A 13,573-nucleotide genomic window follows, 5' to 3' on the forward strand; every position below is an offset into this window, starting at 1 on the left:
ACCCGATATCGCTTCTCTAAGTTTCTTAGTTTGATAAATAGATTTCACGGTTGGCAGTTTCCTGGGCGCGCTTCATTGCATTAGTTAAAGTTTGTTGTCCTAATAGGGCACTAACAAACTGATTATCAAAATTGGTCATAATCGTTGGCAGAGTTTCGCCTGCTTGCCAGATTGTTCCATATTTTGCGCCTGCGACAAGTGGTGCGTAAATTGGATTACGATCGTATTTTAATTCTGCTAAAACTGAGCGACGAGAAGGCAGTGCAACGCCTTGATTCGCCCAGGCTTTCATTCCTGATTCATTGGTTAAGTATTGAATCAGCTTCCAAGCTGCATCTTTATGCTTAGATTGGCGATTCATTACATATCCGACTGTGAAAATCATTGTTCCATTGCGGTTATTAATTGTAGGAATCTCTGCGGTTTGAAATTTCAGATTTGGGAATGTTTCTTTTAAGTAAGGGACTGCCCAAGCGCCCTCGATCGCCATTGCGACTCGACCTTGCCCAAAGGCTTCGCTGTTTGAGTTTGCGCCGACATCAGAGGGTTGAGCCGCAGAGCGATCGCGGCGATACTGATCGATTACAAGCTGCAAGCCTTGAATGCCATTTGAACTTGCAAATGCAGCGTTATTATCCTGATCAACTAGACTGCCGCCAAAGGCTTTGATCATAAAAGCTTGACGCGGCAATTCTGGAGCGATTCCGATTCCGTACTGATCGATTTTGCCATCTTTGTTTTTATCGATCGTTAATTTCTTCGCATAATCTGTCAACTCGCTCCAAGTTTTTGGAGGTTTCGAGAATCCAGCATTTTTTAGCTCAGTTGAATTATAAAAAAGAGCGAGTGTTGAAAAGTCTTTTGGGATTCCGTAAACGGTATTACCTTGCTTAAATGCGTTTAATAGATTGGGTTCAAAATCGTCCAGTTTAAAATCTGGTTTGATATATGAATTGAGCGGTTCTAATACGCCATATTTAATTAATGTCGGTGCTTCAAATGCTTCGAGATAAAAGACATCTGGCGCAACTTCACCAATTAAACGAGTTCGGATTACATCCATATATTGGCTATTAATCACTTCTCGTTTGACTCGAATCGTTGGATTCTTCGCCTCAAATTCTCGAATAACTTTGTCGAGTAATTTCCCTTCATTCGGATTACTTTGCCATCCGCTTAATGTAATTTCAATTTTGCGATCCGACTGCGATCGACAGCCTAACGTGAAGAAAACTAAACTGATCGCGATCGAACAAGAAAGCAATTTCCTCATACACTTGTAATCTGAAGTCATTCTTTCATCCTAATCATGCCGTCTCGGTTTGCAAGCCTGCTGAAATCAATCTTCTTCATGGGAATGGTCTGTCTCAGTCTGTGCCTCAGCAGTTGTCAATCGACTCAGGCATCGGGCGTGATTCACCTGACTTTGTGGCAAGGGGTGAATCCGCCTCCGAATCGGGATGTGCTGCAAAAACTCGTCGATCGCTTTAATCAGCAAAATCCCAAGATCCAAGTCGAATCGCTCTACGTCGGACAAGGCGACCAACAAATGCCCAAAATTCTGGCGGCAGTGGTGGGCAATGCGGCTCCTGATATGTTGTGGTTTGCGCCGATGATTACTGGGCAATTGGTCGAACTCAATGCACTACGATCGCTCGACGATTTCCATCCGCCTGTCCAAGCTGAACTTGATCCAGCCTTATCTGATACAACCAAGTTTGACGGCAAAACTTGGTCAGTTCCTTTTAGTACAAATAATGTCGGGATTTACTATCGTCCTAGCCTGTTCAAAGCCGCAGGGGTGAAAGACTTGCCGAAAACTTGGTCAGAATTTCGAGCGGTCGCTAAACAACTGACCCGCGATACAACGGGCGATGGCAAGCCCGATCAGGTTGGAATGCTTTTACCTTTGGGCAAAGGGGAATGGACAGTTTTTACTTGGTTGCCGTTTATGTTTAGTGGGGGCGGCGAGTTTGCGGCTTCGGGTGTGAATATTGTCAATCCGGGTGCGATCGCGGCGCTGAATTTCTGGCAGGATCTGATGAAAGATGGTTCTGCTATTCTTTCGCAACCGGAACGCGGGTATGAGTTGGATGGCTTTCTCGCGGGTAAAGTCGCGATGCAACTTTCAGGACCCTGGACACTTGGACAATTGCAAGCGACAAAAGTTGATTTCGGAGTCTTACCGATTCCTGTGGGAACTCAGCCTGCAACGGTGATTGGCGGTGAGAATTTATTTCTGTTCAAATCCACGCCAGAACGGGAACAAGCGGCATTGAAGTTTGCCGAATTTGTGATGAGTGAGCCATTTCAGACGGAATGGGCGATCGGCACTGGCTATCTTCCGACGAATTTGAAGTCTCGTGAGAGTCAGGCTTATCAAGAGTTTCGAGCGAAGCAGCCTGCGGTCGATGTGTTTTTGAATCAAGCAAAGTTTGGTCAGTCTCGTCCAATTTTCCCTGGATATAATCGGATTTCTGACAATTTGGGACGCGCGATCGAAGCGACATTACTCGATCGTGCTACTCCCGAAGCTGCTCTCAAATCCTCACAACAACGACTCGATTTGATCTTTAACAAATGAGTTTAGGATGCAACTGCAAAATCTGTATACTGGCGCATCTTCGGTTCATGAAAGGCTAAGACAATATCTGCTGGATCGACTCCAGCCCGCACGAGATCGGTCGCGACTCCCTCTTCTGTCCAATCTTCTTCGATCCAAATTTTTTCATCTCGCAGTCGAATGTAAACCGTTGATCCAAGAACCCGTGTTCCGTTCTGCCAACCTAAATTCATCCAGATGTAGTGAGCTTTCTGTTCATCCACAATTAAGAATGTTTCGATTTCTGGATTCGGACGGCGATTGCAGAGTTCTACATAGCCTGACAAGATCTGTTCAATCAGCTTGGGATATTCAGTTAGTTTATCCATTGTCTGATTTCCTCTATTTGTTAATGATTTTCGATCGCATATTTCACGACCCAACGCCGAAAGAGTTCGACTTTGATGCACCACGTTTGATTGACTTCGTGAACGACATCGTGACGGCGCAGGGCTTCGATCGCGGTATCAAATTGCGCGGGGTCGAAGTGTTGTAAGAGAACATCGCGGGATAGACCTTGGTGAGCGATCGCTTTGAGGATGTCTTGCTGTCCGAGAGGAGATTGGGCGGCTTGTTGCCAGACTCCGGTGAAGTAGTAGCGTCCGTTGTCGTAGAGGTTGGAGCTTTCGGTGATGGCGGTGAGGTCGTCGATCGAGAATTGGTGGGATCTGTCGCGTCCTTGCTCGAAGACTTGGGCGTTGTAACGGCGGACGAGTTGGAAGCCGAGGAGTTGGACGAGGTAGGGCTGTCCGGCGGTGAGGTCGAAGATTTCGTCGTAGAGGTCGGGGGCATAGTCGAGCGGGAAGTCGTCGGAGGGGTTGGCGAGGAGTTGGCGGGTGGAAGCTCGATCGAGGAAGCTCAAACGAATCGGGATGACGCTGGCAAAGAAGGGGCTGAAGTAGTCTTCGGTCATTTCTTCGAGGGTGTGGAGTCCGGCGAAGGCGAAGGCGATTTTGGGACTCATTTGGACGAGTCCGCGCAGGTAGCTGAGAAAGTCGGGGCTGAGTTTTTCGGCTGTGATCAGGTCTTCGAGTTTTTCAAATTCGTCGAGGGCGATGATCAGTCCTTTGGACTCGGGGGATTGGATGAGGGATTGCAGGTAGCGGCGGAAGGTGGGATAGGGGAGATTGATTAGATCGGTGTCAGACGGGGCGGGGTGGTTGGTAGCTTGGGCGATTTCGTCGCAGATGGAGAGGAGGACTTCGCCTGCGCCTTGGGTGACTTCGCCGAGGTTGAGGAGGTTGACGTAGATCAGTTGGGTGTTGGAGCCGAGACGATCGTTGACGTTGCGAAGCAGTGAGGTTTTGCCCATGCGGCGATGACCGTAGAGGACGACGGATTGAAGCTGGTCGCTCATGAACCAAAGTTCTTCGAGTTGTTTGAGAATGTCATCGCGTCCGACGAAGAGACTGCCTTCTACAGGGTCGCCTGTAACGTAGGGGTTTTGGACGGGTTTGAGGATTTCGATTCTGCCGATTTCGCTAACGGATTTGAGGAGAGAATCGCGCCAGGTTCGGGCGATCGATAAAATCAGTTTTCGCTCTGCTTTGGGGAGTTGGTCGGGGGCTTCGAGGATGGAGTTGAGATCGCCTAAAGCGCGGTTTGAGGCGAAAGCTCTGGCGGTTCGAGAGGCAGCATTGCAGACGACGCGGATATCTTCGGAGGCGCGGCGGATGGCGGCGATCGCGTTCCAGCTTTCGGGGCGGAGGAGTGGGGGGTGGGGAGTGGGGGGAAGGTTTAAGGTTGCGATTTGCTGGAGGTCTGAGATTTGAGCGCGATTGAGAATCGTGGCGAGCAGGAGCATTTCTTTGCCGTGGGGAAAATCTTCGACGACTTGGAAGGCTTCGATCGCGGTTCTGATATTGAAGCAGTAAAGGGACCAAAAGCCTGCAGCTGTGGCACGAGCGGGAGAATCAAGTCGTAACTGAGGATTGACATTCCAAATTAATTTGCGTTTGATGAATCTTGGCAGGATAAAGAGATTATTAATAAATTCAGCTTTGAGCGCACCTCTGAGAGAAGCAGAAGCGTACTTGACAGTTCTTTGCTCCCAGACTGTATCAGAAAGAGAAGCTACATGAGGGATTAGACTGTCTGGCGCAGTTCTTGCAAGAACAGAATTTACAGCTTGGACTACAGGGATAAATTGCTGTGTGTACTTCAGCAGATCATTTGCGATCTTCAATCCAACTTGCCAATCTTGCTGTAGCCAGAGAGATAGCTGCTTCGCTGTTGAGGGTAGTGAAACAGGAGTGATGTGAGGCAATAACCTTTGTCCCTGCCGAAACTGTGGAGTACCAGAGCATATCCCCCATAACCAGTTTCCAGGATGCAATGTTACTACACCAAAAGTCAAAATACTAGCCGCGCAAATCGCTATAATACCTACCAGATCAATATCTATAACATCTGCTGCACAAACAGCTACAATGCTCGCCATACAAACAGCTACAAGGCCCGCCGTACAAACAGCTACAACACCTGCTATAGTGAAAGTTGAGACACTTGCTGCGGTAACGGCTGTACTAAAGGATGTGCCAATAGCTGCGCCAATAGCTGTGCCAATAACTACGCTAGTAGCTACATCAATATTCACAACAAAAGCTACACCGTAAGCTACGATAGAAGCCACACCGCCAACCGCGGTAAATACGCCCAAAGCTACGCTAAGAGTAGTGCTGATAGCTACTCTACTACATATCACTTGAGCTATAGCACCTGCTTCCTCCTCATACTCATGCTCATCCTCATAAATCGTACCTACAAACCCCATATATATACATATGAGTGATGTACCGAACCAGTCCATAGATATACCCATCACTCCTAGGACATAGCAGGTAGTGATCGGCATAACAATCTGCAAAATTAGCCCTTGTAAACGGAGTCGAGCGGTTAGGTCGCGTTGAATCCACCGCAGTTTCTTGCCCCAACTTTGAGTGTTGCTAAAGCCTGTCTCACCTCTCGCAAAAGCCTCCACATACCAGCGAATCGCTTGCGGAAAGTAGAATACCCAGTACAGCAAGCGCACATAATCCAACGGATTCCACAGCGAGAGCGGACGACGCAGCTTTGGGGCGAGATCAAGCTTAGGAACAGGCTGGCTCATAGCATGAGATTCGTAGGAAGATGGTTAGGATGACGACTGGCAGAACGTATCGATCGCTTCGTTTCGATGGTCTTCAGCCCCCTAAATTCCCCATATATGGGGGACTTTGACTGCTCAAAAATGAATCGATTCCTTAGTGCTCTCGAAGAAAGAACCTCCCAAAGAAAGCCAATCCAGTCGAGACATGCCATGCTTTTCAAAGTCCCCCAGAATGGGGGATTTAGGGGGCGAAAGCTCTCAGCAGTAACAGATAAATCAACGGGTGTGTACACGGTAGCTCTGCATAAAGAAACTCGAACAACGATCGCAAGTCTAACCCCATCCTATCCAGACTCCAGAGGCACCCCAATCCGAGGCTTACAATCTGCAAAGGTCAGCGAATCAGGATCTAGAAAATCTGCCAAAGCCATTTCCAGAACGAGTTCAATGCTATACCCAATCTGTTGAGCATAAGTTATGTAAGCGTCCCGAATATGGTCTGGCAACACAGCAAGCAACATCAATGCAGCATCATGGCTGAGATGTTTTCTGCTGGATTCTGCAAGTTTCTGCATCAATCTATCTCCTTCCGTCTTGCCTAAACCCCAATTTCTAGCGAAACCCCGATCATTCTCCCCACACCGCTCCATCGTTACCGAAAACGTTCTCCTTTTCGTGACCACGATCGCAAGATTCTCCGTGAATCCCGCAATCTTCTCAACGACGATCGCGCAATTCGTCACGAACCTTCCAACCTTACTGACGAACGCCAAGCCATTCATCACAAATCTCGTCATCTTCTCAGCAAAAACACTCCCCTACCTGTATTGATACTGCCGAAATAACTCGTATCCTCCCCGCATCAACCGTTTCGGATACCCCCCACTTTCCTCAATCAATCGCTCAATCTCCTCCGACGTAAACTGAATCGGCAATCCCCGCAACTTTCTCGCCAAAAATTCCCCCATCTCCCTATCTCCCCATTTCCCCACTCTCTCCTCCAAACAAATTCCCGCCAACGGCGAAGTCATCCCATCCTGCCCATCTGAAAACAACCGATCCAGCGAACGCCCTGCCGCTAAAACCAACCGCAACGGCGCATCCGCTCCCTCCGCTAATCCCCGCAACTGCGATCGCAGTCCATGCGTAAAGCCCTGCCACGTCATCTTCTCCACCTCATCTAGCAGCAAGACCAGCCGCTTAGCAGAAAGCGATCGCTTCAACCGCGCCCCCTGACAAGTCGCCACCCCTGCTTGATGACACAACTCCTCATAAAAATCCTCATCACTCTCGATCGAATTCAAATCTAGATAAATCGGCACGCGCCCCAACCGTGTCTGACAATCGCGATAAACCGCCCGCAGCAAAGACGATTTGCCAATTTCTCGATCGCCAATCACCGCCACACTATTGCGACTTTCCAACAATTCAAAAATTCGCTGCAATTCACGATCGCGTCCGAAAAACTGCATCGGATCATCGACCCTGCCACTCAACGGCTCAAACGGATTTTTCAGCGATCGCACTGCTTTTCGTGCCTGAATCTGCTGAACAACTGCCCGAATTCCAGTCACGACATTCAAAAACGCCTCATCCTGATTGTCCCAGGTCGTCACAGGCTTAAAATTCTTCGGCAATCCTTGAATCTCAGCAAACGGTAGTCCTGTACAATCCGCAGGACGAAGCGCAATCGGAATCACGATCGCTTCCTTTGCCTTATGCCGCTCGATCGCCCGCTTCATTTCCAACTCAAAACAATAGTCCGACGCAATAAAGTCAGAGCTAATCAGCAACAGAATAATTTCTGCCGACTCCAAATTTTCATCAATCTTTCCCGCCCATTGCTCACCCGGCAAAATCTTACGATCGTGCCACTGCTGAATCAAATTCTGTCGCTTCAGCGTTGCAAGATGCGTTTCAAGTCGATCGCGCAAATCCTCATCCTGATGAGAATAGGAATAAAACAATGAAAGAGGTGAAGTCATCGGGGCAGTTCATCGTCTGGGGCAAACGTCGAGTGGAATCCACCTGCTTATTATCCACGAGAAATTTAGCGATCGTGTCAAATTGCACTCATCGTTATCAATACTAAAATTAGTATTCTGGCGAACGTGCGATCAGGCATTCTCTCCGAAGCTGCCGACAAAGAAAATACTAAAATAGCTATAGAAAATTACCAAAAATAGTATGTCTGCTTTCGCAGGAGATCATCATGAATCAGGTTATGAAGCAGCCCTCGTCCTGGCTATTCGATGGAATTAAATTGAATCCGAGCGATCGCTTCCGTCCTTTCTATTTCACTGATGAACTTCAGGCACGGTTAGAGTTTTTGCTTGAAGGACGGAAACAGCGAACGCTTTCAGAAGAAGAAGAAGCCGAAATGATGGGATTATTAGAACTCAATCGCATTTTTAGCTTTGTGAATACCAAACTGGCTTCCGAATTGTGGCAATCAACGACTTCACTCGACAATCTGTCCGGCGACGAGCCAAATTCCTCTGCGAATATTGCCACTCCCTAGAACGCACCAGCGCGACCCCATTCACGATCGATCATTTAATTCCTCAGTCTCTAGGCGGTTCTGATGCGATCGAGAACCTCGCCTATGCCTGTCAACGCTGTAACTTCCATCGCTACAACTTCATCACGGGCATTGATCCAGAAACCAATCAAGAAGTGCCTCTGTTTAATCCCAGAACTCAGGATTGGGAGAAGCATTTTATTTGGACTGCCGATGGGTTGAGAATCTTAGGAGTCACTCCAATAGGTCGAGCAACCTGTAAAAGGCTTGATCTAAATGATGATGACCACAATCAGGGCTTTATTCAAAATTCTCGACAATCTTGGGTAGAAGTTGGATGGCATCCACCGAAAGACGATCCAAAGTTATTGTCTTGAATTCCTCTTTCGTCTAGGGTTTAGAGTCTGCAACTCTGGGAACACTAACGGCGTTGTTTGCTAGCCCCGTTATGACTCAGCCCTTTATCTCGGTTGTCATTCCCACGTATGGGCGTGAAGAACCTCTGCGCGACACAATCATTGATGTTCTAAAACAAGATTATCCTCATTACGAAGTGCTAGTCGTCGATCAAACTCCTGTACATGAACCCGATGTGCAAAAGTTCCTCGAAGACCTAGCAGAAGTGGGGAAAATCCAGTGGTTTAAGCTTGATTGGGCAAGCTTACCAGGGGCGAGAAACTATGCAGTACGGCGATCGCAAGGTGAGATCCTTCTCTTCATTGATGACGATGTGCAGTTAGAACCGGGATATCTAGCCGCACACGCGAAGAACTATCAGCGCTCAGAGATTGGCGCAGTGGCAGGCAGAGTCTTCGATCGTATGAAACTCGCTGATTTTGCACCAGGGCTAGAGATTCAAGACTTGCCACCCGAAGCACACGATCCTGGAATCGCTTGGTATCACTTAAATCTAGTCCATACTGTGAAACCGCAGCAGGTTTTGAGCGCGCGCGGGTGCAATATGTCTTATCGCCGCGAAGTATTTGAGAAACATAATATTTGGTTTGATGAGCGGTTTCGGGGAAGTGCAGTTCGGGAAGAGTCTGACTTCTGTTTGAAATTGCGGAAGACGGGCTTGATGATTTGGTATGACCCAGAAGCTTCATTAGTGCATTTGGGTGAGGAAACGGGCGGCTGTCACGATATCAGTACGAAGTCGCTGAAATATCAGATGACGTTCTATCACAACCATTTTTTGATGGGATTGAACAATCTCACAGTCTCGCAAGCCGCACGTTTCTTTTTCCGATTGTTTGACTGCCATGTGTTGGGTCGTCCGCCTTGTCACAAAAGTGGTTCACCGCTCAAAATCATCACGAGATTTTGCTTTTATTCATTGGGATTTCTTAGCGCGATCGTGACACTCATTCGATCGCTCTGGGATGACGGACAAATTTATAGCCGACGAGATGAGGTGAAACGATGAAAATTCTAGTTGCGAGTCATTCTTATATCGTCGATCTCAATTGTGAAAAGCTCCGAGCTTTAGCGAATTTAGAACCTAGTATTGAAGTCACGATCGTCGTTCCCAAACGTTGGAAACCGGGTGGCGTGATGAAAGATACAATCGAAACTCGCTATCGCGAAGAAGGATCGTTTCGAGTTGTTCCTATTTCTAATTTCAGTCAAAATAATCAGGGCTTACTCACATTTGGAGCCGATTTAATTTCGCTACTGAAGTCGTTTCGACCCGATATTATTCAAGTTGAGCAAGGGTCTAAGTCTTTTGCATATGCACAGTTTATTACTGCGAATCGACTCTTAAATTTGAAAGCCAAGAATCTCTTTTTTACCTGGTGGAATTTGCCTTATACGTTGCAGTTTCCGGTGTCATTACTTGAGACATACAATCTCAAAAATACAGACGGAATCGTGGTTGGAAATCAGGACGGAGCTAAGATTTTACGCGATCGCGGTTACACAAAAAAAATGAGCATCATGCCGCAGCTTGGTGTTGATGAATCTCTCTTTTGCCCTCAGTCTCAGCCGGAACTTTCTGCACAATTCGGGATTCAGCCGGACGACTTTGTCGTGGGATTTGTTGGGCGATTTGTGCCTGAGAAAGGGATTTTGACGTTAGTGAAAGCATTGGAGAATCTTCGCGATCGCAATTGGAAACTTCTTCTACTCGGACGAGGTGAACTCAAAGCAGAAATCCAACAACAAGCTGAAAAATTCGGATTTAGCGACCGCTTGATTTGGATTGAAAGTGTTCCTCATGCCGAGGTTTATCGCTATATCAATTTGATGAATACCTTAGTCTTACCTTCTGAAACCACATATCAGTTTAAAACATTAACTTCAGTCGGTTGGAAGGAACAATTCGGACATGTTTTGATCGAAGCAATGGCTTGTCAGGTTCCAGTGATTGGCTCGGATTCAGGCGAGATTCCGAATGTCATTGCAGATTCAGGCTTGGTGTTTCCAGAGGGAAATGTCGAGGAATTGAGCGATCGACTAGCACGATTAATGGACGATCGTGATTTTGCTACGGATTTGGGACAGCGAGGATATCAAAGAGCGATCGCAAAATATACGAATCGGGCGTTAGCGAAGGAGTTGTTGGAGTTTTATCGATCGCTTTGAAAAATAGGATCGGTAGAATGAATCCCATAGATGACCAAGTTTGAGCATATGAAGAACTTAGAAGAAATCGAACTGGCTGTGCGTCAATTGTCTGCCGAAGAACTCGCTGCTTTTCGGATCTGGTTTGCTGAATTTGATGCAGAACTGTGGGATCGGCAATTTGAAGAAGATGTAGCAGCCGGAAAGCTCAATCACTTAGCTGAACGAGCGCGACAACATTTACGAGAAGAGAACTGTACTGACCTGTGAGATATCGCGCGACCCCTGATTTCTGGTACTACTATCGACAACTGCCCGAAGAAATTCAGGAACTTGCCGATCGCTGTTACGAATTACTCAAGCAGGATTCTCGCTATCCATTATTGCACTTCAAAAAAGTCGGGCAATTCTGGTCAGTCAGAATCGGGCTACACTATCGCGCACTAGCACTTGAAGAAGGTGACGACATTGCATGGTTTTGGATTGGAACCCATGCGGAATATGACCAACTCCTGCGGGGTTAAAAATCACATGAAAATCTTACAAATCGTTCCATCAATCTCTTTAGTTTATGGCGGGCCTAGTCAAATGGTGCTGGGGCTTTCAAGCGCATTGGCAAAAGCTGGTGTCGAGATTACAATCGCGACAACCAACTCTAACGGCGATGTCGGACAAGCCCCACTGGATGTCCCTTTAGGTGTTCCCGTTGCTCAAAACGGCTATGAAATTTACTACTTTCGATGCTCCCCATTTCGACGGTATAAATTCTCGATCGAGCTTCTCCAATGGCTTCACAAAAACTCCAAAGCTTACGATCTTGCACACATTCACGCACTCTTCTCTCCTGTGAGTTCGTGCTCGGCCGCCATTGCGCGATCGCAGCAGCTACCTTACATTCTTCGACCTCTCGGAACCCTCGATCCGGCTGACTTACAGAAAAAACGCCAGCTCAAGCGTCTTTATGCAGCAGTGCTAGAACGTCCCAACTTAGCCGGAGCCGCAGCAATTCATTTCACCAGCGAGCAAGAAGCGAAAACTTCAGAGCGATTCAATACAGTGACTCGCGATGTCGTGTTGCCATTAGGAGTCAGCTTGCCGCCTTCTGCATCGAGTTCAATTCATGAAAAATATGGAATCCCCAAGAACAAGCCAATTCTGCTTTTCATGTCTCGAATCGATCCCAAAAAAGGATTAGATCTCTTACTCCCTGTGCTGGAAAATCTCGGCTCAGACTTTCACTTTGTCCTAGCTGGCGGCAACCCTCAAGATCCAAGCTACGAAGCAACGATCCGCGATCGCATTCAATACTCTCAACTCAAAGACAAAACCTCGATCGTCGGCTTCGTCACAGGCGGTGAGAAAACGGCACTGCTCGAAGCAGCAGATTTGTTTGTCTTACCGTCTTACTACGAAAATTTTGGAATCGCAGTCGCAGAAGCAATGAGTGTTGGAACGCCTGTTGTGATTTCAGATCAGGTTCATATCTGGCAAGACATTGAGCGATCGCGCTCTGGTTGGATCGCTCAATGCAATGTGGAGAGCCTAACGCAAGCTTTAAAAGAAGCACTAGCAAATCGCGTAGAACAAATCCAACGCGGTAAAAACGCCCAAATTTTTGCACAACAAAATTACAGTTGGGATGCGATCGCCCAACAAGTGATCAAAACCTACCAAGACTTGATATGAATTCGCGCGGTCAAAGGCGCGAATTATCTTGCAAACAGCAAATCCGCAAACCCGTACAAGCTCACTCCTAACAGCAAAGTCGCCATTACCTGCGTTGGACGCGGACGTACTGCTGGAATCAACGCCTCGCGCACCAAAATCGACGCACAAGCTCCCACCGTAAACACTAATCCCAACAACAAATACGCCAATTCTGAATTAAAAATCCAGACACTAAACAGCAGCATCGATAACGCCAACATCAACGTTTCAACTAATTGAGGCGGATTATCCTGACTCATAAACTCGATCGTGTGCCAAAAACTGCGCCACTGCCGCATCTGTCTCCCTCGCGTCAAAGAGTTAGTCATCACTAACTTTTATCAGCTTTGCAAAGTTCTTTTCAAGTCCGCGATCGCACTTTCCATCTCCACCTGCGGAAACGATCGATAAAATCGACTCACACTTAAAAACGGTTCCGGGGTTGCCAGTACTAAAACGCGATCGCAAATCCCTTCAAGTTGGCGGATCATCACTTGCGGCGCAACTGGCGCACAGATCCAAATCTCTTTTGGCTCTTGTTTTCGTAGCGATTTCGCTGCGACTGAAATCGTCATTCCTGTCGCAATCCCGTCATCGACGAGCAGCGCAATTTTTCCCGTTGCCGTGACATTCGGACGATCGCGAAATTGCTCAAACTGACCTTTTGCTTTCGCCAAAGCGCGATTTAACGCATCCTCCCACCCTGGAATTCTTGAATGAACCGACCTTAAGACTTGTCCATCGGCGGTCACTGCCCCGATCGCTAATTCTGGATTTTCAGGTCGCGTAATCTTCTTCGCCACCAAAATATCCAGTGGACAATGTAAAACCTGCGCGATCGCTGCTCCAATTTCCACCCCGCCCCGTGGCAAAGCATAGACGATAAATGACCCCTCGACCGACTGTGCTTGTTCTAACACTAACTGTGCCAGTCGTTCCCCTGCATCTTTGCGATCGTCAAATAAAACTGTATCCGAAGACAATTGAGAAGAAAACATGCGTTCCTCCTGCCTGAAGGATATCTTCAGCATAGATCTAGAATTTCAACTCTGTCTTCTTTCTTTCGATTGCCGCAATCCGATCGCAATTC

At 47.4% G+C, this 13,573-nt stretch carries 15 protein-coding genes; 8 read left to right on the forward strand and 7 right to left on the reverse strand.

The features are described 5' to 3' along the window. Positions 1-25: 25 nt before the first annotated feature. Positions 26-1,273, reverse strand: coding sequence for an ABC transporter substrate-binding protein (locus OU814_RS03510; protein WP_268180504.1), 1,248 nt, complete (start codon positions 1,271-1,273; stop codon positions 26-28). Between the two features lie 36 nt (positions 1,274-1,309). Between OU814_RS03510 and OU814_RS03515 the strand changes: the two genes are divergently transcribed. Continuing rightward, positions 1,310-2,584 (forward strand): ABC transporter substrate-binding protein, encoded by a 1,275-nt coding sequence (locus OU814_RS03515; protein WP_268180506.1) that lies wholly within the window; start codon positions 1,310-1,312, stop codon positions 2,582-2,584. Between the two features lie 2 nt (positions 2,585-2,586). Here the strand turns inward: OU814_RS03515 and OU814_RS03520 are convergent, their stop codons facing one another. From OU814_RS03520 to OU814_RS03535, 4 genes are all read right to left on the reverse strand, one after another. After that, complete coding sequence (locus OU814_RS03520; RefSeq protein WP_268180508.1) at positions 2,587-2,931, reverse strand: XisI protein; 345 nt, start codon at positions 2,929-2,931, stop codon at positions 2,587-2,589. A gap of 20 nt (positions 2,932-2,951) precedes the next feature. Beyond that, on the reverse strand, positions 2,952-5,711 hold the full coding sequence (locus OU814_RS03525; protein ID WP_268180509.1) for an AAA family ATPase: 2,760 nt from the start codon (positions 5,709-5,711) through the stop codon (positions 2,952-2,954). A gap of 323 nt (positions 5,712-6,034) precedes the next feature. Beyond that, positions 6,035-6,487, reverse strand: a complete 453-nt coding sequence (locus OU814_RS03530; RefSeq protein WP_268180511.1) for a hypothetical protein — start codon at positions 6,485-6,487, stop codon at positions 6,035-6,037. A 21-nt stretch (positions 6,488-6,508) separates the two neighbouring features. After that, complete coding sequence (locus OU814_RS03535) at positions 6,509-7,675, reverse strand: TIR domain-containing protein (RefSeq protein ID WP_268180513.1); 1,167 nt, start codon at positions 7,673-7,675, stop codon at positions 6,509-6,511. 227 nt (positions 7,676-7,902) lie between these two features. Between OU814_RS03535 and OU814_RS03540 the strand changes: the two genes are divergently transcribed. From OU814_RS03540 to hpsP, 7 genes are all read left to right on the forward strand, one after another. After that, positions 7,903-8,211 carry a hypothetical protein gene (locus tag OU814_RS03540; RefSeq protein ID WP_036044905.1) on the forward strand — a complete coding sequence of 103 codons (309 nt, stop codon included), beginning with the start codon at positions 7,903-7,905 and terminating at the stop codon, positions 8,209-8,211. Then, on the forward strand, positions 8,136-8,588 hold the full coding sequence (locus tag OU814_RS03545) for an HNH endonuclease (RefSeq protein ID WP_268180517.1): 453 nt from the start codon (positions 8,136-8,138) through the stop codon (positions 8,586-8,588). The genes OU814_RS03540 and OU814_RS03545 overlap by 76 nt, the downstream gene beginning before the upstream one ends. A gap of 71 nt (positions 8,589-8,659) precedes the next feature. Beyond that, positions 8,660-9,637, forward strand: a complete 978-nt coding sequence (gene hpsN, locus OU814_RS03550) for a hormogonium polysaccharide biosynthesis glycosyltransferase HpsN (protein ID WP_268180519.1) — start codon at positions 8,660-8,662, stop codon at positions 9,635-9,637. Further along, the gene (gene hpsO / locus OU814_RS03555) at positions 9,634-10,797 is read left to right on the forward strand and encodes a hormogonium polysaccharide biosynthesis glycosyltransferase HpsO (protein WP_268180521.1); all 1,164 of its coding nucleotides are present in this window, start codon (positions 9,634-9,636) and stop codon (positions 10,795-10,797) included. The genes hpsN and hpsO overlap by 4 nt, the downstream gene beginning before the upstream one ends. A gap of 30 nt (positions 10,798-10,827) precedes the next feature. Continuing rightward, a complete protein-coding gene (locus OU814_RS03560; protein WP_017290453.1) occupies positions 10,828-11,046 on the forward strand; it encodes a hypothetical protein in 219 nt (72 codons plus the stop codon). Continuing rightward, the gene (locus tag OU814_RS03565) at positions 11,043-11,300 is read left to right on the forward strand and encodes a ParE family toxin-like protein (RefSeq protein ID WP_268180524.1); all 258 of its coding nucleotides are present in this window, start codon (positions 11,043-11,045) and stop codon (positions 11,298-11,300) included. The genes OU814_RS03560 and OU814_RS03565 overlap by 4 nt, the downstream gene beginning before the upstream one ends. Positions 11,301-11,307: 7 nt before the next feature. Continuing rightward, positions 11,308-12,462 (forward strand): hormogonium polysaccharide biosynthesis glycosyltransferase HpsP, encoded by a 1,155-nt coding sequence (hpsP, locus tag OU814_RS03570; protein ID WP_268180526.1) that lies wholly within the window; start codon positions 11,308-11,310, stop codon positions 12,460-12,462. Between the two features lie 23 nt (positions 12,463-12,485). On the opposite strand, the gene OU814_RS03575 is transcribed toward hpsP, so the two are convergent. Continuing rightward, positions 12,486-12,812 (reverse strand): hypothetical protein, encoded by a 327-nt coding sequence (locus tag OU814_RS03575; RefSeq protein WP_197693235.1) that lies wholly within the window; start codon positions 12,810-12,812, stop codon positions 12,486-12,488. 12 nt (positions 12,813-12,824) lie between these two features. Continuing rightward, the gene (locus OU814_RS03580) at positions 12,825-13,481 is read right to left on the reverse strand and encodes a phosphoribosyltransferase (protein ID WP_268180528.1); all 657 of its coding nucleotides are present in this window, start codon (positions 13,479-13,481) and stop codon (positions 12,825-12,827) included. Between the last annotated feature and the right edge of the window lie 92 nt (positions 13,482-13,573).

Source organism: Leptolyngbya sp. GGD (genome assembly GCF_026735145.1).
GTDB classification, from domain to species: Bacteria; Cyanobacteriota; Cyanobacteriia; order Leptolyngbyales; family Leptolyngbyaceae; genus Leptolyngbya; species Leptolyngbya boryana.